This is a genomic window from Enterococcus sp. HY326, from assembly GCF_026157065.1.
Classification (GTDB): domain Bacteria; phylum Bacillota; class Bacilli; order Lactobacillales; family Enterococcaceae; genus HY326.
In genome coordinates this window covers 912699-932539 of sequence record NZ_JANLGQ010000001.1, presented here as the reverse complement: position 1 = coordinate 932539, position 19841 = coordinate 912699, and the positions used below count along the sequence as shown (strand labels likewise).

The window sequence follows — 19841 nt, the reverse complement described above, 5'->3', positions numbered from 1 at the left end:
TAAAGGGATTAAATTTGCTGAAAGCCTTCTTTAAATGAAAAAAGGCGCCAAAAAGCACAGGTTCTTCCAGTCTTAAATAGAAATTAATTCAAAAATATCTTAACTTTTTCTTTAGGAAGTTCATAAAAAGGACATATAATATGCGTTATTTTAAATATTTTTCTCAGTGAAACTAAACTTGAAAATAATTAAATGGATTAGTCGTTTCCTTGCTGATGGACTGAACAAAATAGAAAATATGCCGCATTCAAAAGCAAATTTGAAAAGCACAAGGGCTGAATCTTCAACAAGCAAAAATAGAATACCAAAAAAGAATCTTTCAGGAACACGACATTCCTAAAAGATTCTTTTTGCATTACGGTTATTCTGTTTCCGTTGTACCAGCTTCGTCTTCAGTGGCATCCATTAATGATTCAGCTACAGAAGGGTGGATGTCTGGTGTTGGCGTTTCAACCACTTCAGCGGCTGTATCTTCAGCAACATTTGTAAATGGTACATTGCGTTGAGATTTCAAACGGTCGACAATTTCATAGAAGCGACTCGCATGGGAACCCTTGATGTAGATAAAGGAATTATCATCAAGATTTTCCTCTAAGGCTTGAACTAAATTATCTTTTTCTTTAAACCAAGTGCCATTTGGCAGATCGTTCGCCAAGGCTTCAAAGGCTTCGCCCCATAGATAAATCTTATCTGCACCAGCTGCCTCTAAATAAGGCAATAGGCGCAAATGTTCCTCACGGCTAAAGCGGCCGAAGTCAGCGATTTGACCAAGGACGATAAATTTCTTACCAGCGTAGAAGGCCTTCTTCTCGGTAAATAATTTAATTCCGTCAATGGCAGCTTCAGTTGAGCTGCTATAAGTATCATCTAAAACAGTCACTTGATGTTTGTTGACAGTCACGTCAATTGTTTCTAATACCCGTGGTAGGCTGCGGAAGCTTTCCAGCTTATCAGTGTATTCTTTGACATCATAGCCTAGGCTATCCAAGGTTAAGAGTACGCTTAAAGCATTTTGAATTTGACCGTCGCTATCATTGGTTAAAGTGAAGTGAACAAATTTACCAGAAAGCAATAGTGAAACAGTTGTCTTATCTTTATCCACAATCTTATCAATCACGTAACAGTCAGCTGCTGAATTGTGCAGGCTGAAGAGACGAACATGTAAGTTTTGTGATTTGGCTTGCTTGATAATGCGCCACAGATATTTTTCTTCGATGTCGGCATTGATAATTGCGTAGCCGCCATTTTTCACACCTTTAAAGATATCATTGTTAATCCGCAGATTTTGCTCGTCGCCCTTCGCTTCTGGTGATGAACCAAAGGAAGTGAAGATAGCTGCTTCGCTCTCCCATAGATACGCGTTATTTCCGTAAGCTAAACCGTTCAGTGCTGAAGCAGCAACTTCAAACAGAGAAACTTTTGGCTGGCTTGCAAGCTCTAACGTCATATTTAGAGTAGGTAAATGCAAGTTAGCATTCCCTGTATTTTCAAATGGTTTTTTGTCCTTCAATAAATGAGACAGCATTAAACGAGTTGATGTTTTCCCGGTGCTTCCAGAAATGGTAATCAATTCACCTTTATAATTTTCCGCTGCCATACTTGCATATTCATAGACGAAGCGTAACGTGTTTGGCACGATAAATTGTGGGACTTCATTGGCCAATTCTTGAATTGGTTCATCTGTGACAATTAAAGAAACTTGACTGCTGATGCCTAGGGTCATGTAGTCTTGATTGCCATGGACCGGCTGCCAATTGCTATTAGCCGGAACTAACGCTTTTTGGCTTTCTGGTGTTAAAGCCAAGAAGGCCACATTTTGCCATTTCCGTTGTTTGATATTTTGTGCCATAAAGCTAATGTGATCAATTTTTAAATCATACAAAAGATTTTCATTTAAGAAATAGCCTTCAAATAATTTAGAAAATTCATCCCGCACTTTAAAGACTGGATTGTGGTTTTCAGCTTTTGGTTCCGCATTATTTAATGGGAATTCAAATAATAAATAGCCTTCTTTATCAATCACTGGATGATTAAATTTATTCGCTGGATCAACTGTTTTCAAGTCAGCGAAGACACTGCCTGGTTCAGAAGCTTGAATAAAGCTTGGTTGCCAGAAGGTCTCTGGATTGTAGTTGTTAAATGGATAGGTTTGAATCTTGTGATTGGAAATATCCCACTTCAAGAAATAACCGTATGGTAAAGCGTCGGTTTGTTTGAATTCTTCCCCATCACTGTTGAAGACACCATTTCCCATACTGTAAACCACAGTTGTCCCGTCGATTTCTTCAATCGGCTGGACTTTATGGGGGCCAGTTCCCAAAATTAAATCAGCGCCGGCAGCTACTAACTGCTGAGCAATTTCTCTTTGGTCTTCATGGATGTTTTCAAAGCTGTTGCCCCAATGAGCTAAGACAGTTACGAAAATATCTGGATGCTGTTTTTTAAATTGTTTGATTTTTTCAAGTAATAAACCATTTAGAGCAGCTACGCCGGCTTTAGCTTTATTCGCATAAAAATCATAGTTTTCATCGACAAAACGACGGTACCAATAACCAGAGAAAATCGCCGTTTTTTGACGGTAATTGTAAGTTAAAACAATTGGCCGCAGCGCATCCTCTAAGTTTTTGCCAGCACCGATTGTATTGATATGCTGATGAGTGAAGGCGTCAATTGTTTCGCCTAAAGATTCATCCCCAAAGTCCATGCTGTGGTTAGTCCCTAAGTTGACTAAAGACGTATTGCGGTGAGCCAATTCACCAACCGTCGCTTTTTCATCGCCGCCAAATAAGAAAACTTTGCGGGCTAAGGTACTTTCTTGTCCAGGTTTTGTTAAGACACCTTCATAGGTCACAATATTAAATTGATCTTCTGGCATCTTAGTCGCTAAGTTTGCCATGGAATGAGCGTAACCGTGCTCTTGCAACGCATCTTTAATCCGATTGCTACGGCGAATATCTGTAAAGTATTCACCGAAATACGTGTCGCCTAAGAAGTTGATAATTGGTGATTCGATTTCAATTTCATCGAAGTCACTAGTTTCAGGCAATTGGTTAAAGGCTAATTGCGAAGTATGCACATAGCTAGCCCCGTTAATTACGATGGAACATAACACTTCCTGTTCGTCTTCATAAAAGACAAAGCAATCAGATTGATCTGTGCCCCAGAAAATGCTGGCTAAAGTCATCCCCTGTTTATCTAAAACAGATTGCGCCGGATACAATTGCCCGTTGATGACATGGTCACGGTTGGCAATGTATTGGAAGCTTGATTTAGATAGGTTTAAAAAGGCCACGCCAATTTTATAATAATCAAAAACATTTGATAATTGGCCTTGTATTTTCCGGCCAGTACCGGTTAGACGGGAGAAGAAAGAAATTTCTAATTCATTGCCTAATTGGTTAATGCGGTCAATCCCTTGACTACGGCTGCCATAGACTTCAAATAAAGCCATGATACAGTCTGGTGCATTTAGAGAAATCGCTTGGTTTAAAACATCAATTAATAAGCGTTTTTCTCCCTCAGTTGCCTTTGTTCCCCGCAAGGCTTGGCCTTCTTGGGCTGCAGCCTGAGAAAAGACGATTTCTTGTGTCGGGGTTAAACGGTTGTTTTCTAAATCCTGTAACACTGCCAAATACAATAGCAGATTGCTAGTTCCCCAAGGAGACACCCGATTTCCTAGTGGACGTTGCTCGATAATGCGGTCTTTGTTAAAAATTAACTTGGTTGTCGCAAAAAGATTTTTTTCTGCTGACTTCATTCTCTCAACTCCTAATTGAATAATTCGATCTGGTAAATACGTTTAACTAAAGATAGACTCCGTTGTCAAATGATATGTAAAAAGAGACGACATATAATATAGAAAGAAACGACGCTCATCCCTTTTATTATTGTATCATTTGTCACCTGTAAGACAATATCTATTTTTGATGTGACTCATGTTTTTCGTCAAAAATAATTCAACCAATAAAGTAGTCAAACGAGAGTGTTTTTTAAAATGAATTTGAAAACAAAATTGCTAATTTCATAAAAAAATTCTCGATTCTTGACAGACACTTTTTAGTATACCAAAAAAGGCGGGACTAAGGAATAGTCTTGGAGAATTTAACCAGTGTTCTAGCGGTATTTGTAAAAAATGAAATAGATATAATAATAAAAAAGATTATTTTTTGTCGCCAAACTAAAAAAAATAGATAAAATTTGAAGATGGTAGTATTATTGAAGATATAAAGAAAGCGTTTTAAAAAAGGTGTGAAAGGTGGGAAGGGTTATGATTGGTTCGATGATGTTTGTGACAACTATGTCACGGATTCAATTTGCTATGACGGCGATTATGCATTTCTTTTTTGTGCCGACGACCATTGGGTTAATGGCGGCGACGCTAATTTTTGAATTAATTTATGTGTTTGGCAAAAAAGAAAACGAGCATTATGGCCGCCTAGCCTTGTTTTTTGCAAAGCTGTATTTTTTCAGTTTTGGAACGGGTGTCGTTACAGGTTTGATTATGGAGTTTCAATTTGGGATGAACTGGTCGGCGTACGCGTATTTCTTTGGCGATGTCATCGGCGTTCCGTTAGCGTTGGAGGGGATTATGGCTTTCTTTATGGAATCCACGCTAATCGGACTGTGGCGTTTTACTTGGGGGAAAATCAATAAGAAGCTTCACGTTTTATTTGCAGCACTGCTCTTATTTACGTCGTTATTTTCAGTTGTTTGGATTATTATGATCAATGCGTTTATGCAAAATCCGGTTGGTTTTACGATGGAGGGGGGCCGTGCTCGGTTAGACAGTGTGTTGTCACTAGTCCAAAATCCGCAATACTGGCCAGAGGCACTCCATGTTTTAGGTGCCATTATGATTTTAGGCGGCCTCGTGGTCTGCGGTGTTTCTGCATGGCAGATTCTCAAAAATCGTGACCGTAAAATTTTTAAAAAATCAATTCAAATCGGTGTCTTGATGTTTTTACCCTTTGCGATTATCCAACAGCAGATGGGGGACAATCAAATTACTGCCAGCGGAGCGTTGCAGGCGATGAAATTTGCCGCTGTGGAAGGTCGCTATGAAAATGAAGGCAGTGATACGACGGGTGCTCCGTGGGATATTGCCGCTTGGATTAATGAGAGCGAGCACACGTCCACTGGTATCGGAATTCCGGGGCTGGGAAGTTATTTTGGCAATGGAACCTTTGTTGGTGGAGCAGAAGGGATGAATGAGATTGCCAAAACCTATCATGAAAAATATGATTCAGAGGTTGCGGCTTCTTACGATGGCGAGATGAGCTATTATCCGCCGGTAACTCTGCTCTTTTGGTGTATGCGCTGGATGTTTTATTCCGGGTATTATTATGTCGTCTTGGGAACGGTGGGCTTATTATTACTGTACCGCAAGAAAAAATCAATCGAAGAACATCCTCGTCTGCTAAAGGCTTTTGGAATCAGTATGTGGTTCCCCTACGTGACTGTCGTTACCGGTTGGGTAGTTGCCGAAGTTGGCCGTTATCCGTTTGTTGTCTATGGAATATTTACGCAATTAGACGCTGTCTCGCCGGATATGACACCAGCCAAAATAATTACTTCGGTTACACTGTTAGCCATTATGGATTTACTTTTAATCGGTACCGTACTGACCATTGCTCATCGCACGTTGAAAAAAGGTGCGCCGAATATTCACGGCAATTACGATCCGCCAGCCAGCCTTGAAAATAATTTTTTTGAGGGGGTTAGTAAATCATGAGTTCACCAACTAATTTACAATTTGCTTTATTTATTTTAGTTTCCATCGAGTTAACTATGTTTTTCATCTTAGGAGGAACAGATTTCGGTGCTGGTATGGCGACCTTCTTTGTCAAAGATAACGGCGACCGAGATGAAATCGTTCGCACGTCGGGACCAGTCTGGGGTGGCAATGAAACTTGGCTGGTGGCCGGCATGGCGTTAGTCTTTGGCGCTTTCCCCCATTGGTATGCGGTCTTGACCTCCGGGTTTTATCTATTTTTCATTTTATTGTTAGTCTTCTTTATGTTTAGAGGCGTGGCCTTTGATTATCGTAAAAAATGGCGTTCTAAAACATATAATCGGCTGTGGGATTGGGGACTTTTTCTAGGCAGCTTAGTTCCGCCGTTTATCTTAGGCATTGTGTTTTCCAGCATTTTAAAAGGCGTGCCGATTCGCGATAATTTTATCTACATCACGATGGGGGATGTCTTCACTCCCTTCACGATTTGTTCTGCGCTGTTGTTAATGGCTGCCTGTCTACAAATCGGTTTAGCCCGTGTGATAAAAAAAGTTTCAGCGGAACTGCAGGCCTCACTAGGCAAAAAATTGCGGGTCGTGAATCTAATTTTTATTGTGCTTGCGGTGCTAGAAGTCGTTCTTTTAGCAAATGCTACCAATGTTTTCAATACCCACTTTGCAGCGATTACCTTTTTAATTGTGGTTATTGTAGTTTGCAGCCTTAGCATGGCTTATTTACTGAGAACTAGCCAAAGGCATCAGCTGATTTTTTGGCTGGCGGTCGTTTGTATCGCCGCCTTTATGGGAATTATTTTCCAAGGCTTGTATCCCAATGTAATTGTGAACAGTGCAGGGCCCGCGCTCTCGATTATGGACGCTGCCAGTGGTCGGAAATCACAATTGTGGGTGGCAGTCGGATCAGCAGCAATGCTGCCGCTCATGACAATTTTACAGATTACGGCTTATCATATGATTAATAAATATTATGACGTGCCTGATAGCGAAATAAATTATTAGAAGCACTGATTCCGCTTTTTCAGTTTTGCAGTCCGTTGTTTTGTAAAAGGAAAGACAGTTGGCTAGTAAACAATCTTATTAGAAGAAGTTGAATCACTTGAGATGAAATAGGAGGGAATAAGATGACGTTTATAAAAAAAATATTGTGGATTATTGTTGCCTTGATTCCTTTGGCATGGGTTTTTTCTTGGCATCTATGGATTACGCCGTTTTTCGGTGATACTGTTGGCCAGCTCTCCCTAGTTGGCTTGGGACTATTTCTTTTAGGAGTGGGTGTTTACCGCACTGCCAAAGGATATGGCCGCCAAGATCCCGGTGAAGATCAGCCTTAAAGCTGAATCGTAAAGGCTGATTCAATTGAAAAATTTAAGGTAAAAACTATGACTTTGATTGTAGCATTAGCAATTTGCTGAATAAGTTCATACTTGCAAAAAAGTTGCAGGCAAAGGACTTGGCAAGTCAGCAGCAGCTACTTTGTTGGTCATAGTTTTTTCTTGTGTTACGGTTCTTTTCCGATGATAATGGGTTTTAAATAGAAGAAACTTAACAAGAAAGGAAAGAACGCAATGGCAAAAGTAGCGTTTTACGGGGCCATCAGTTTAGATGGCTTTTTAGCAGACCAAGCGGACAGTCTGCAATGGTTATTTGAGACCAGTCAGGGAGGTGTCGAGACTTACAGCGCCTTTTACGAAAAAATTGGTTCGGCTGTGATGGGTCGCATCAGTTATCAGGAGACCAAAAAGATTTTAGCTGGCGAGCCGTTAAATCCCGGCAAGCAAAATTATGTATTTTCCAACACTCTAATGGATGACTTGCCTGATGCAATTGTGGTGAAGCAGGAGCCGGCTGCTTTTATTTCGCAATTAAAAGCCCAAGAGGAAAAAATGATTTGGATTGTCGGTGGTGGTGGTCTCGTGACCGAGCTGGTTCAAGCAGACTTGATTGATGAATGGTGGATTCAAATTACTCCGATTTTACTAGGTAAAGGCAAACGCCTTTTTGAAGAGGCGGACTATCAGCAGCGTTTAAAGCTAGTGGATACGACAATCATGGGAGAATTTGTTGAGCTGCATTATCGGCGGGAAAAATAAAACGGAAAAGATTGCGGGATTTTTTTTTAAATAGTCAGCTGTTGCCGATGAATGCTACCGCTTCCGATAACTTTTGTTATAATAAAAGAAAAGGAGGCGCTTTAAAAATGATGAATGAATTCAAAAAAAGTGAACCCAGTCGCCATTTCAGCGATTTTCATTTAGCCGGCTTTGCTTATTGGGAGGGGATTCATGTGGCAGAAGAGCTGAACTGGGGCAAGCCGGTGACCCTGCAGGCTGAACCAGATAACCCCCACGACCCTGAAGCCGTGGCAGTCTATTATCAAGACAAGAAAATCGGCTATGTACCTAGAGGTAAAAACCAAGTGCTTAGCCAGTTCTTATATTATGGCTATGGTGAAATGTTTGAAGCCTTTATTCAAGCCGTTAATAAAGAAAGCCATCCTGAACGCCAATTTCGCGTTGTTGTGATGCTCAAAGATGGCCGGAAGTAAAAAATCAAGGCAGATGTTTTTACAAAAGAACAGAAACTTGTGATACTGGTTTAAAAAAGTAGGTGTTCTGATGAGTACAATGGTTTTTGTAAACTTTCCGGTAACAGATTTGACTCGTTCTATCAATTTTTACGAAGCGCTAGGCTTTCAGCAAAATCGCGATTTTTCTAATGAGCATTCGGCGGCATTAGTCTGGGACGATAATTTTTGGATTATGCTGTTGACCCATGATTTTTATCAAGGCTTCATTCGAGATAAAAAGATTGCCAATCCCCACACCCACAGCGGGTCGATGGTGGCTTTTAGTTTAGCTAGCGGCGCTGCAGTCAAAAAATTTGCCGCAACCGCTAAAGCTAATGGCGGAGATTTCTATCATTTAGAGATGGGGATTCCCGAAGAACAGATGGTTCAACTGGAAGTGGAGGACCCTGATGGTAATTTGATGGAGCCAACTTGGATGGCTTTTTCATAAAGACTGGCTTTTCTTTGGCAGACTTGTGTTATACTAAAAACAATTGAATAAAGAAACATTTGGGGTGCACTATGCTGAGATTATACCCATTGAACCTGCCGCAGTTAAAACTGCCGAAGGGAAATGTCAATGACTGAATTTTTTCAGAGGCTGTGACGCTAATCTGTTAACGGAGCCATTTTCAACTATTCGCTAAGAATATATTGAAAGCTGACTTTGTTGGACTATTGTCGCAGCCTCTTTTTTAATGACCGCCATTTGTTTTCTAAGTGAATAGAAAATAAATGGCTTTTTGTTGTTGACATAAATTTAAGCTAAAGGCATCACTAAGTTAATTTAAAAAGAAAATAAGGAGGAACAGATGACCCATTCGCAAAAAGTATTTCGCCTAGCTTTTTTAGGACTAATGATTGCGCTAGATGTCGTGTTATCGCCACTGTTTCGCATCGAAGGGATGGCGCCAATGTCCAGCGTTATGAATATTATCGCTGGTGTTTTGCTGGGACCATTTTTTGCGACGGTGATGGCGTTGGTCTGTGGCTTCATCCGAATGACCTTGTTAGGCATTCCGCCTTTAGCATTAACGGGGGCAGTTTTCGGAGCAGCCTTCGCAGGCATTGGCTTTCGTGTGATTCAAAAACCAATCGGAGCGATGCTGGGGGAAATTATCGGCACAGGTATTCTCGGTTCGATTTTATCCTATCCAGTGATGGTTCTTTTTACTGGTAGTAGCCAAAGTCTTTATTGGTTTATTTATACACCAAGGTTTATCGGAGCAACGCTGATTGGTTCAGCCGTTGCGTGGCTTTTGCTGAAAAAAATCAGCCCGCTCCCTAGTTTCAAACGTGTTCAACAAATTTTTGGAGGGAAATCCCATGGAAAACTCAAGGCTTGAAGCATACACAAACCCGCTGGCGGAAATTTTTCCTTTGAAAAAAAATCCTTTGGTGCAATGTATTACCAATGAAATTACCTGTGAGTCTGTTGCTAATGCCCTCTTATATATCGGGGCCAAGCCGGTGATGGCGGATGACCCGCGGGAATTTGCTGATTTCTTTAAGCAAAATGATAGCTTGTTGCTGAATTTGGGCCATCTATCACCAGAACGGGAAGCCAATTTATTAGCCGCCGCTGCTTTTTCTGAAAAAACAGAGACACCAATGGTCATTGATTTAGTCGGCGTTTCTGCTAGTCAGCTGCGCTATGATTTGGCGTGGCAACTAATGGTGCATCAACCGCAAATTGTGAAGGGCAATATATCTGAGCTACGACGTTTTTGCCAGTTAACCAGCCATGGGCGGGGCGTTGACGGCAGCCAATTGGATCAGGAAATGGCTGCCCTGCAAGAATTAGCCGCTGCACTACAAAAAGTTGCGCAAGATTATCCTGAAACAATTTTTTTAGCAACCGGGGTGCAGGACTTGCTGGTGACAACAAAGGAGTGCCTGCTTTTAAAAAATGGTGTCTGGCAGTTGGATAATTTTACCGGAACCGGAGACATTGTCGGTGCGTTAGCCGCTGCCTTTTTAGGCAGCGAAAGATCAATCATGGCAGCGTTGGCCGCCGTGACCTATTTCAATTTGTGCGGTGAAGCTGCCAGCCAAACATTGAGAGCGCCACAGGCTTTGGCTGATTTTCGCCAAGAGACCCTCAATCAATTGGCGCTGTTAAAGGAGCAGCCGCTCTGGTTTGAAAAGTTAAAGGGTAGTGTTTTATGAAGATGGAAAAATTACTGAAGCTTTATCTTGTAACTGGAGCATTTGATTTATCCGAAGAGCAATTTTTGTCGGTGATTACAGAGGCCTGTGAAAATGGTGTCACATTAGTTCAGCTGCGGGAAAAAACCTTAACCACCGGCGATTTTTTTAATTTAGCAGTCAAGGTGAAAAAAATTACCGACACCTATCAGATTCCTTTGATTATTAATGACCGGGTCGATATTTGTCTAGCTGTCGATGCCGCTGGTGTCCATATTGGCGATGATGAATTATCGGTGTCGGTGACACGACAATTAATCGGTAATAAAATTTTAGGTGTGTCAGCAAAGAGCGTGGCCCGGGCGAAAGAAGCGCAAGCCAGCGGAGCGGACTATCTGGGAGTAGGGGCGATGTTTCCCACGAAAACCAAAGACAGTCCTGTCACGCCGTTAAATACTTTGAAGGACATCACAGCGACGGTTACCATTCCGGTGGTAGCAATTGGCGGTATTAATGAAACAAATCTACAGACTTTCTCTGGCAGCGGGATTGCCGGTATTGCAGTGGTCAGTGAGATTATGAAGGCAGAAAAGGTGGCCGAAAAAGTCCGCAGCTTAACTCAAAAAATGAATGAATTATTGGAGGAGAAATAAATGGAAAATAAAACTCCACAAGTCGTCACAATTGCCGGTAGTGATTCCGGGGGCGGCGCTGGTATTCAGGCGGATTTAAAAACCTTTCAAGCCCGCCATGCATTTGGTATGAGCATTATCGTGGCACTGACTGCCCAAAATACTTACGGCGTCCAAGATAGCTTAGCGATTCCCAGCACATTTATCGATGCTCAATTTGCATCTTTAGCCGTCGATTTTGCAATTAAAGCCTGCAAAACAGGAATGCTGGCAGACATTGAGCGGGTGGAAACCGTCGTTAAAAATTTAAAAAAATATGACTTTGGACCATTAATCGTTGATCCGGTGATGATTGCAAAGGGTGGTCATCCTTTATTGCAGGATGCGGCAGTGGCTGTTATCAAAGAAAAATTACTTCCGCTTGCTACAGTGGTCACGCCTAATTTACCGGAGGCCGAAGTAATCTTAGGCAGAGAAATCAAGACAGCCGCTGAGATGATTCAAGCGGCTAAAGATATTCAAGCAATAGGCGCCAAAAATGTAATTATCAAAGGCGGCCATAGTGCCGATCCACAGGCCGCCGATTTTATTTTATTGGCCAATCAAAAAGCATTTTGGCTGAAAACGCCCCGAGTGGAAACTGAAAATACCCACGGGACCGGCGACACCTTCTCAGCTTGCATCGCCGCAGAATTAGCTAAGGGAACCGACTTAGAAACTGCAATCATTATTGCCAAAGGGTTTATTCAAGGCGCAATTTCTGAGGGGATTTCAGTGGGGCATGGTCACGGCCCAACCAACCATTGGGCCCAACCAAGTGAAGAGGTTGACCTTATAATAGAAGAAAATATGTAATTAACCTGACAATCAGCGGACTAAATTTTTGCTGATTGTTTTTTTTCATGCTAGATTTGTAGTATTCAAAAAAGGAGCGATTTGCATGACAAAAATCAACCAACCGGTGACACTGAAAAATGGCATAACACTGCGCAATCCCTTAATGATGGCCCCAATGACTACACAGATGAGTTTTTTTAATGGAGTAATCACGCAGGATGAAATTGCGTATTATAAAAATCGCAGCCAAGCGATTGGGGCGGTCATCACTGGCGCTGCCAACGTGCAGGCAGTCGGCCAAGGCTGGGCTGGTGAGCTTGGGGTCTACGACGATAAATTTATTCCCAATTTAACTAAACTGGCGACGGCGATTAAAGCCGGCGGGGCGAAAGCAATTTTGCAAATCTTTCACGGCGGCCGGATGTCACCAAAAAATATCTTAAATGGTGCTGAGCCGGTTTCAGCCAGTGCCGTAGCGGCCGAACGACCAGGCGCACCGACGCCACGGGCTTTGACCGGTGAAGAAGTTTTACAAGTGATTGCCGATTTTAAGGCGGCTACCAAGCGGGCGATGACCGCCGGCTTTGACGGTGTCGAAATCCATGGCACTAACACCTACTTGATTCAGCAATTTTTCTCTCCTCATTCCAATCGACGGGAAGATGAGTGGGGCGGCAGTCTGGTGAAAAGATTCCATTTTATTGATGTTTTGGTCGATGAAATATTGGCGGCAGGTAAAGAAAAGTCAACCGATTTTATCGTTGGCTATCGCTTTTCTCCAGAAGAATATGAAACACCAGGCATTCGCATGGAGGATACTTTATATTTAGTTGACCAATTAGCAGAAAAAAATTTAGATTATCTCCATGTCTCTTTAAATGAGTACCAACGTGTTTCTGTTCAAAAAGAATTCCAAGAAAAAAGTATTGTCGATTATCTACAGGAAAAAATTGCCGGTCGGGTGCCATTAGTAGCTGTTGGCGGCATTGAAGAAGCCGCTGACGTTGAAGCGCTATTGAACCATGCTGATTTAGCTGCGGTTGGTCAAGCCTTGATTATTGATCCTGACTGGGGCGAAAAAGTTTTAAATCAGCAGCCAGTTCACCGTGTAAGTAACTTGGATTCCGCTAGCAGAACGCTGCGGGGCACTAGCCTCTGGGATTTTGTTACTACCATTCGTTTAGATAACTAAAATCTGTGAGTAACAATTTTTGACAAATTCCTAAAAAGCTGTTAAATTATTATAGTTCAAATCGTAATTATTTCGATTTGTTAAAGCGAATGAAATTTTCAGGCTTGGTTCAGAGGAACGTGGACTTAGGCTAAAAGGAAAAGTAGTTTGCAGGATAAAAAAATTTAACTTTTAAGAGGAAAAGAGGAGCACTGAGATGGCTAAAAAATCAAAAATTGCGAAAGCAGCAAAACAACGGGCATTGATTGCTCGTTATGCAGATGTCCGTCAAGAATTAAAGGCCAACAACGATTTAGATGGCCTGCGGAAATTACCAATAGATTCTAACCCTAATCGCTTGAAAAATCGTGACCTAATCGATGGTCGCCCCCGTGGCTATTACCGGAAATTTGGGATGTCACGGGTCAAGTTTAGAGAACTTGCCTTAAAGGGTCAAATCCCCGGCGTCAAGAAAGCTAGTTGGTAGATAAGTAAAAAAAGTTCAGCTAATTGCGGCTGAGCTTTTTTTGTTGTCATTAAAATTAATTTCTGTTGACCGACTTTCAAATAGACTATAAAAATCCTACTAGAAGTCCTGATAGTCAGGCTATTTTCTAGCAGGATTTTTTAATTAATTGAGATTAACCGTGATTACCTAGATTTCTCAAACCTTCGGCACAATATTTTTAAGCTTTTGATTACTGCGGACTCTTAAGAGAATAAAGATGCCAATCAGCAACGTGACAGCTGCCAGCAACACGGCTTTTTCATTGAGAATAGGTACTAATAGGCTGGTGAAAACAGCACCTAAAAAGAAGCTGAGAATGATGACTAAAATATCGCAGCCCTTTTCTAAGGCTTTTTTGTTTTTTTGGGTAATCCCGTCGTAAAAACTTTCAGCCAAAGTGCGGACATTACCGGTCATCATCAAAGAAGTGAAGGGAGCACCTTTTAGTTTGCGGAATTCTTGTAATTGAATGGCAGCTGTAATTGAAATCAAGGCACTTGCTAACCGGTCAGATAAATATGGCGACAAAAAGGCCGTCAAAATAATCAAAATAATTTCAAAAATCATCAGACAAACTGGCCGCAGACTTTCATCGTGATGTTCTGCATAACGTTGCTGAAACAGCCGGGTTAAAATAACCCCTAGCATAAATGCAAATAACGGAATGAGATAGTGAACCAAATCTGCAAAATTACTATTTAAAATATGAATACCCATTAAAATTAAATTGCCGGTCTGCAAACCGGCAAAGACTTCGCCGTGGACCAAATACGTATATGCATCTAAAATGCCTGCAGTTACTGCCAAGAGGGCACCGATTTTTAAAGTTTCGTGGGGTGAAACATCGTTGTTCATCATGATTACCTGCCTTTTCCTCCGCTATTATACTCTGGGAGAAATCATTTTGAAAGTTTTCTCACCTTATTTTTTCAAAAAAGTTAGCCAACTAGATTTTTATGGATTTTGACTGGCATTTTGACGAATCAAAAAACTTCGCTAACAAGTTTGTTTCAAACCTCCGTTTGGTATTTTGATAGGAAAAATCGCAGAAATTGAATCTCAAAGGATATCTGCTAAAATTAAACTAACAGAGATGGTGTCAGGTTTTATTTTTAGACGAGCTTTGAATCAGATTTTTTTGTGATTGAACAGGAACTAATCGCAATTTCACAACATTAGTATCCTTCACCAGACGAGCATTTGGAAACCTTATTTCGTCTTTAATTTTAACCTAAGTTACACTCTCAAAACGGATTCGCAAACTAATTGCAAGGAGGAATTATTGACAATGGAAATGTATCAATTGAATGATGGCTTTGATTTACCAAAGGTTGGTTTTGGGACCTATCGCTTAAATGGAACAGCCGGGGCCCGCAGAATTGGATCTGCTTTAAACATTGGCTATCGCTTAATCGACAGTGCCTTCAATTATGAAAACGAAGGGGTTGTCGGTCAGGCAATCAAAAACAGCAGCGTGCCACGAGATCAAATTACAGTGACTTCAAAACTTCCTGGACGGCATCATCACTACCAAGAAGCCTTGGAAACAATTCAAGAATCAGTCACACGAATGGGTCTCGACTATTTAGATTTGTATTTGATTCATTGGCCAAATCCTCAGAAAGATTTGTACGTCGAAGCCTGGCAGGCCTTGATTGATGCCCAACGTTGGGGCTGGATTCGTTCCATCGGGGTGAGTAATTTTTTACCGGAACACATCGAACGTTTAGAAAAAGAGACAGGCGTTCTGCCAGCTGTCAATCAAGTTGAGCTGCATCCATTTTTCAATCAAGCAGAGCAGCGGAAATTTGATGCCTCGAAAAAAATTATCACGGAGGCTTGGAGTCCTCTAGGCCGAGCCAACGATCTTCTACAAAATGAAACAATTAAAGAAATTGCGACTACTCATCATAAGTCAATTGTTCAAATTATTTTGCGTTGGCATCTGCAGCTAGGGGTTGTACCGATTCCTAAAGCTAGTCATGTTAGTCGCCAGCAGGACAACTTAGCAATTTTTGATTTTACTTTATCAAATGAAGAAATTGCGACTATTAATCAGTTGTCGCGTGCAGATGGCCGTACTTTTGATCAAGACCCAGCTCGTTATGAAGAATTTTAACTGGACATCAGCAAAAAAATAAGCCGGCAGTTATAGAAATAAGTAAACAAATGGACTGCCTAAAAAAAACAAAATTTGATGAAATAAATGAGCAGCTTTTTTGGCTAATTTCTTACTCATTTATTTCATTTTGTGTTAGACTTATAAAGGAACCTCTTTTTTTAACTGGTTTTGTAAGCGCTTAAAATCGAAGTAAGGGAAAATGCGAAATAAGGGTGGTGACTGGTGATTTCAATCCATTTTCCAAGGTTTAGTTTACTAATATTTTAGAAAGAAGGGTATTGAATGTCAGAAGAAAAGTATATTATGGCTATTGACCAAGGAACAACGAGTTCGAGAGCAATTGTTTTTAATAAAGCAGGTAAACCGGTCGGGAGTTCGCAAAAAGAATTTCCGCAATATTTCCCACATGACGGATGGGTGGAACATAATGCCAATGAAATTTGGAATTCTGTGCAATCAGTTATCGCAGGAGCTTTGATTGAAAGTGGTTTGCAACCGACACAGATTGCTGCTTTAGGTATCACGAACCAGCGGGAAACGACAGTTGTTTGGGAAAAAGACACTGGCAAGCCGATTTACAATGCAATTGTCTGGCAATCAAAACAAACTAGTGATATCGCAGAAGATTTAAAACAAAAAGGGTATCAAGAAAAAATTCAAAAGAAAACTGGTTTGATTATTGATTCTTACTTCTCTGGAACCAAGGTGAAATGGATTTTAGACCATGTTGATGGCGCTCGTGAGCGGGCGAAAAAAGGCGAGTTATTATTTGGTACGATTGACACTTGGCTTGTTTGGAAACTGACCGGCGGCAAATCCCACGTCACCGATTATACCAATGCCAGTCGGACAATGATGTATAACATTTTTGATTTGAAATGGGATGAAGAAATTCTGGAAATTCTGGATGTTCCCAAAGAAATGCTTCCAGAGGTGCGTTCAAATTCAGAAGTTTACGGTAAAACTGAAAGCTATCATTTCTATGGCGAAAATGTGCCAATCGCCGGCATGGCTGGTGACCAACAAGCGGCTTTATTCGGCCAAACAGCCTTTGAAGCGGGCTCAGTGAAAAATACTTACGGTACCGGAGCCTTTATCGTAATGAATACCGGTGAAGAAGCCATTCATTCTGACAATGGTCTGTTGACGACAATTGGTTATGGCATTAACGGTAAAGTAACGTATGCATTAGAAGGCAGTATTTTCGTTGCGGGTTCTGCGATTCAGTGGTTGAGAGATGGGTTAAGAATGTTTAAATCCTCACCAGAATCTGAAGAATATGCAACCCGTGTTGAAAATAGCTTGAATGTCTATGTAGTGCCGGCCTTCACAGGTCTTGGTGCGCCATATTGGGACCAAGATGCGCGGGGAGCAGTCTTTGGCTTGACCCGAGGTACGCAAAAAGAACATTTCATTCGGGCAACTTTAGAATCCATGGCCTATCAAACAGCCGACGTGGTGAAGACCATGAATAAAGATTCCGGTGTGGAGATTAAAGAGCTGCGGGTTGATGGAGGGGCTTCAAATAATGACTTCCTGATGAAATTCCAAGCAGACATTTTGCAAACTCCGGTTGAACGGGCCCATTATTTAGAAACAACGGCTTTAGGGGCAGCCTACTTGGCTGGTCTAGCAGTTGGCTTCTGGAAAGATTTAGATGAATTGAAGGCTTTCAACCAAGCCGGCGTGCGCTTTGATCCGACAATGGAGCCTGCCTTGGCAGATAATTTATATGAAGGCTGGCAAGAGGCAGTTGAAGCAACGATGAAATACAAACATCGGCCATTAAAATAAAGAAAGCTGGGAGGCTCAATGACGGATATTTCCTATGAAAGTTTTGAACGCTTAGAAAAATTTATGGATTTAGGCTTTGAAGCAGTCGGGGTACCTAAAGAAGATGCTGCAATCTGCGCAAAAGTCCTAATCGAATCAGATAAGCGGGGCATTGATTCTCACGGTGTTGGCCGCTTTAAACCGATTTATATTGATCGGATTGAAGAAGGCATTCAACATACAACAACTAATCTGCAAATCATTCGGGAAACGAAAACCACCGCCGTGTTAGACGGCGGTGACGGCATGGGTCATGTGATTGGCGTTAAAGCGATGGAAATGGCGCTAGCGAAAGCCAAAGAGTACGGCATGGGTATGGTAGCTGTGCGCAATTCCACCCATTATGGCATTGCCGGCTATTATCCGCTAATGGCGGCTGAAGCAGGCATGATTGGTATCACTGGGACGAATGCTCGACCTTCGATTGCGCCAACTTTTGGTGTTGAAAATATGCTAGGCACCAATCCATTAACCATCGGCTTTCCCACGGATGAAGATTTTCCATTTGTAATTGATTGTGCGACGTCAATTACGCAACGGGGAAAAATTGAACACTATGCCAGAATCGGTAAAACGATGCCTTATGGCTGGGTTATCGATGAAAAAGGTGAAGCCGTCACTGATCCTGATGTTGCTTTAGAAGGATTAGTGAAAGGAACTTGTGCCTTAACACCCCTTGGCGGTATCGGTGAAGAATTGGCTGGTTATAAAGGTTATGGCTATGCGACTGTTGTTGAGGTTCTTTCAGCAGCATTACAGGGCGGTTCATTCTTGCATCAGTTAACAGGAGTTGGTGCACAGGGCGAAAAGCAGCCTTATCATCTCGGGCATTTCTTTATGGCCATTGATATCAATGCCTTCACTGATCCGGCAGCTTTCAAAAAAACTGCCGGCGATATTCTCAGAGACTTGCGGGCTTCCAAAAAAGCTGAAGGAGCCGAACGAATTTATACGGCTGGCGAAAAAGAATATCTAGCTTATTTGGAGCGTAAAGAACACGGGGTACCGTTGAATCCAGCTGTCAAAAAATCATTGGTGGCTGTGCGGGACAAATACCACGTTGACTTCAAATTCAATTGGGAGTAAATGAAAAATTTTAACAGGAGGGATAGGTCCGTCGACAAAAGTTGATGCTCTTATCCCTTTTTTAGTGAAGAGGAACCGACAAATTTTTGCTTATTTTTTTAAGAAAGCGTATGCTTTTACTGTAGAGAAGTAGAAATTATTTTTCTAACAGCAGAAGCAATATTAACCTATTGGAGGCTTTGATGATGAAGAAAATTATTAACGATCCGAAAAATATTGTTGCAGAAATGGTTACTGGTTTGACAAAGGCTTACAGCAGTAAAATCGAATTAGTGCCGGATACTTATGTTGTCAAACGGCTAAAAAATGCCGATCAAGTTGCTTTAGTCAGCGGCGGTGGTAGCGGCCATGAGCCGGCTCATGCTGGTTTTGTCGGCGATGGCATGTTAAGCGCTGCGGTTTGCGGGCAAGTCTTTACCTCGCCAACACCTGACCAAGTACAGGCGGCTATCAACGCTACCCAGACTGGTAAAGGGGTCTTATTGATTGTCAAAAATTATTCCGGTGATGTCATGAATTTTGAAATGGCGAAGGATTTAGCGGAAATGGATGACATCGAAGTTGGCTATGTATTAGTTGACGATGACATCTCTGTTGAAAACAGCACCTATACGCAAGGGCGCCGTGGTGTTGCTGGAACAGTTTTAGTGCATAAAATTTTAGGTGCCTTAGCTCGTAGCGGTCAAAGTGTCAAAGAGTTGGAAAACTATGGCAATGAATTAGTTAAACAAATTAAGACCATCGGCATCGCACTATCTGGCGCAACTGTTCCAGAAGTGGGCAAGCCTGGTTTCGTATTAGCTGAAGATGAAATGGAATACGGTGTTGGTATTCACGGGGAACCCGGCTATCGTCGTGAAAAATTAAAAGCTTCAAAAGAGATGGCCAAAGAAATTGTCGGCAAATTAAAAGAAGAATTTAACTGGCAAGCTGGCGATGAATACGGCGTCTTAGTCAATGGCATGGGAGCGACTCCTTTGATGGAGCAATATGTTTTCTACAATGACGTTGAAGAACTATTGCGGGCGGACGGCATTAACATCACCTTCAGTAAGGTCGGTAACTACATGACTTCCCTTGATATGGCCGGTCTATCGTTGACCTTGATTAAAACCGATGAAAAAATTGTGGCTGCTTTAAATGAACCGGTTGATGTAATCGGCTGGTAAAATTTTCGCAGTTGTTGAAAG

At 41.6% G+C, this 19841-nt stretch carries 18 protein-coding genes and 1 riboswitch; of the genes, 16 read left to right on the top strand and 2 right to left on the bottom strand.

Translation table 11 applies throughout. The annotated features are described in order from the left end of the window. Window positions 1-361: 361 nt before the first annotated feature. A complete protein-coding gene (locus ORH16_RS04465) occupies window positions 362-3757 on the bottom strand; it encodes a CapA family protein (protein ID WP_265456587.1) in 3396 nt (1131 codons plus the stop codon). Window positions 3758-4255: 498 nt separating this feature from the next. Here ORH16_RS04465 and ORH16_RS04460 point away from each other — a divergent pair, with 498 nt between their 5' ends. From ORH16_RS04460 to rpsN, 12 genes are all read left to right on the top strand, one after another. Continuing rightward, complete coding sequence (locus ORH16_RS04460; RefSeq protein WP_416207832.1) at window positions 4256-5731, top strand: cytochrome ubiquinol oxidase subunit I; 1476 nt, start codon at window positions 4256-4258, stop codon at window positions 5729-5731. Beyond that, window positions 5728-6747 (top strand): cytochrome d ubiquinol oxidase subunit II, encoded by a 1020-nt coding sequence (gene cydB, locus ORH16_RS04455; protein ID WP_265456584.1) that lies wholly within the window; start codon window positions 5728-5730, stop codon window positions 6745-6747. Before ORH16_RS04460 ends, cydB begins: the two co-directional genes overlap by 4 nt. A gap of 122 nt (window positions 6748-6869) precedes the next feature. Beyond that, entirely contained in the window at window positions 6870-7079 is a 210-nt protein-coding gene (locus ORH16_RS04450) for a hypothetical protein (protein WP_265456582.1), read from the top strand. Between the two features lie 234 nt (window positions 7080-7313). Further along, entirely contained in the window at window positions 7314-7838 is a 525-nt protein-coding gene (locus ORH16_RS04445) for a dihydrofolate reductase family protein (RefSeq protein ID WP_265456581.1), read from the top strand. A 107-nt stretch (window positions 7839-7945) separates the two neighbouring features. Then, window positions 7946-8293: an HIRAN domain-containing protein gene (locus ORH16_RS04440; RefSeq protein WP_416207831.1), complete on the top strand. Its 348-nt coding sequence runs from the start codon at window positions 7946-7948 to the stop codon at window positions 8291-8293. 70 nt (window positions 8294-8363) lie between these two features. Beyond that, window positions 8364-8765, top strand: coding sequence for a VOC family protein (locus ORH16_RS04435; RefSeq protein ID WP_265456579.1), 402 nt, complete (start codon window positions 8364-8366; stop codon window positions 8763-8765). Between the two features lie 50 nt (window positions 8766-8815). Continuing rightward, a riboswitch (TPP riboswitch) is annotated at window positions 8816-8904 on the top strand. 267 nt (window positions 8905-9171) lie between these two features. Then, window positions 9172-9660 (top strand): energy coupling factor transporter S component ThiW, encoded by a 489-nt coding sequence (gene thiW, locus ORH16_RS04430; protein ID WP_416207834.1) that lies wholly within the window; start codon window positions 9172-9174, stop codon window positions 9658-9660. Beyond that, on the top strand, window positions 9641-10483 hold the full coding sequence (locus tag ORH16_RS04425; RefSeq protein ID WP_265456575.1) for a hydroxyethylthiazole kinase: 843 nt from the start codon (window positions 9641-9643) through the stop codon (window positions 10481-10483). Before thiW ends, ORH16_RS04425 begins: the two co-directional genes overlap by 20 nt. A 2-nt stretch (window positions 10484-10485) precedes the next feature. Continuing rightward, a complete protein-coding gene (gene thiE, locus ORH16_RS04420; protein ID WP_265456665.1) occupies window positions 10486-11115 on the top strand; it encodes a thiamine phosphate synthase in 630 nt (209 codons plus the stop codon). Next, window positions 11116-11949, top strand: coding sequence for a bifunctional hydroxymethylpyrimidine kinase/phosphomethylpyrimidine kinase (gene thiD, locus ORH16_RS04415; protein WP_265456573.1), 834 nt, complete (start codon window positions 11116-11118; stop codon window positions 11947-11949). Window positions 11950-12034: 85 nt separating this feature from the next. Next, entirely contained in the window at window positions 12035-13123 is a 1089-nt protein-coding gene (locus ORH16_RS04410; protein ID WP_265456572.1) for an NADH-dependent flavin oxidoreductase, read from the top strand. 196 nt (window positions 13124-13319) lie between these two features. After that, the gene (gene rpsN / locus ORH16_RS04405; protein ID WP_265456570.1) at window positions 13320-13589 is read left to right on the top strand and encodes a 30S ribosomal protein S14; all 270 of its coding nucleotides are present in this window, start codon (window positions 13320-13322) and stop codon (window positions 13587-13589) included. 177 nt (window positions 13590-13766) lie between these two features. Here the strand turns inward: rpsN and ORH16_RS04400 are convergent, their stop codons facing one another. Continuing rightward, window positions 13767-14468, bottom strand: coding sequence for a YoaK family protein (locus tag ORH16_RS04400; protein WP_265456569.1), 702 nt, complete (start codon window positions 14466-14468; stop codon window positions 13767-13769). Window positions 14469-14898: 430 nt separating this feature from the next. Here ORH16_RS04400 and ORH16_RS04395 point away from each other — a divergent pair, with 430 nt between their 5' ends. The 4 genes from ORH16_RS04395 to dhaK all read left to right on the top strand — a co-directional run bounded on the left by ORH16_RS04395 (window position 14899) and on the right by dhaK (window position 19820). Then, the gene (locus tag ORH16_RS04395; RefSeq protein WP_265456567.1) at window positions 14899-15729 is read left to right on the top strand and encodes an aldo/keto reductase; all 831 of its coding nucleotides are present in this window, start codon (window positions 14899-14901) and stop codon (window positions 15727-15729) included. Window positions 15730-16014: 285 nt separating this feature from the next. Beyond that, window positions 16015-17526: a glycerol kinase GlpK gene (gene glpK / locus ORH16_RS04390; protein ID WP_265456565.1), complete on the top strand. Its 1512-nt coding sequence runs from the start codon at window positions 16015-16017 to the stop codon at window positions 17524-17526. 18 nt (window positions 17527-17544) lie between these two features. Then, on the top strand, window positions 17545-18651 hold the full coding sequence (locus ORH16_RS04385) for an Ldh family oxidoreductase (protein ID WP_265456563.1): 1107 nt from the start codon (window positions 17545-17547) through the stop codon (window positions 18649-18651). A gap of 185 nt (window positions 18652-18836) precedes the next feature. Next, a complete protein-coding gene (gene dhaK / locus ORH16_RS04380; RefSeq protein WP_265456561.1) occupies window positions 18837-19820 on the top strand; it encodes a dihydroxyacetone kinase subunit DhaK in 984 nt (327 codons plus the stop codon). The last annotated feature ends 21 nt before the right edge of the window (window positions 19821-19841 follow it).

What these genes read in the sequence shown, in the direction of transcription:
- ORH16_RS04465 (WP_265456587.1), bottom strand. Translation starts at nt 3,757, where the DNA reads ATGAAGTCAGCAGAAAAAAATCTTTTTGCGACAACCAAGTTAATTTTT.
- cydB (WP_265456584.1), top strand. Translation starts at nt 5,728, where the DNA reads ATGAGTTCACCAACTAATTTACAATTTGCTTTATTTATTTTAGTTTCC.
- ORH16_RS04450 (WP_265456582.1), top strand. Translation starts at nt 6,870, where the DNA reads ATGACGTTTATAAAAAAAATATTGTGGATTATTGTTGCCTTGATTCCT.
- ORH16_RS04445 (WP_265456581.1), top strand. Translation starts at nt 7,314, where the DNA reads ATGGCAAAAGTAGCGTTTTACGGGGCCATCAGTTTAGATGGCTTTTTA.
- ORH16_RS04440 (WP_416207831.1), top strand. Translation starts at nt 7,946, where the DNA reads ATGATGAATGAATTCAAAAAAAGTGAACCCAGTCGCCATTTCAGCGAT.
- ORH16_RS04435 (WP_265456579.1), top strand. Translation starts at nt 8,364, where the DNA reads ATGAGTACAATGGTTTTTGTAAACTTTCCGGTAACAGATTTGACTCGT.
- thiW (WP_416207834.1), top strand. Translation starts at nt 9,172, where the DNA reads ATGATTGCGCTAGATGTCGTGTTATCGCCACTGTTTCGCATCGAAGGG.
- ORH16_RS04425 (WP_265456575.1), top strand. Translation starts at nt 9,641, where the DNA reads ATGGAAAACTCAAGGCTTGAAGCATACACAAACCCGCTGGCGGAAATT.
- thiE (WP_265456665.1), top strand. Translation starts at nt 10,486, where the DNA reads ATGGAAAAATTACTGAAGCTTTATCTTGTAACTGGAGCATTTGATTTA.
- thiD (WP_265456573.1), top strand. Translation starts at nt 11,116, where the DNA reads ATGGAAAATAAAACTCCACAAGTCGTCACAATTGCCGGTAGTGATTCC.
- ORH16_RS04410 (WP_265456572.1), top strand. Translation starts at nt 12,035, where the DNA reads ATGACAAAAATCAACCAACCGGTGACACTGAAAAATGGCATAACACTG.
- rpsN (WP_265456570.1), top strand. Translation starts at nt 13,320, where the DNA reads ATGGCTAAAAAATCAAAAATTGCGAAAGCAGCAAAACAACGGGCATTG.
- ORH16_RS04400 (WP_265456569.1), bottom strand. Translation starts at nt 14,468, where the DNA reads ATGATGAACAACGATGTTTCACCCCACGAAACTTTAAAAATCGGTGCC.
- ORH16_RS04395 (WP_265456567.1), top strand. Translation starts at nt 14,899, where the DNA reads ATGGAAATGTATCAATTGAATGATGGCTTTGATTTACCAAAGGTTGGT.
- glpK (WP_265456565.1), top strand. Translation starts at nt 16,015, where the DNA reads ATGTCAGAAGAAAAGTATATTATGGCTATTGACCAAGGAACAACGAGT.
- ORH16_RS04385 (WP_265456563.1), top strand. Translation starts at nt 17,545, where the DNA reads ATGACGGATATTTCCTATGAAAGTTTTGAACGCTTAGAAAAATTTATG.
- dhaK (WP_265456561.1), top strand. Translation starts at nt 18,837, where the DNA reads ATGAAGAAAATTATTAACGATCCGAAAAATATTGTTGCAGAAATGGTT.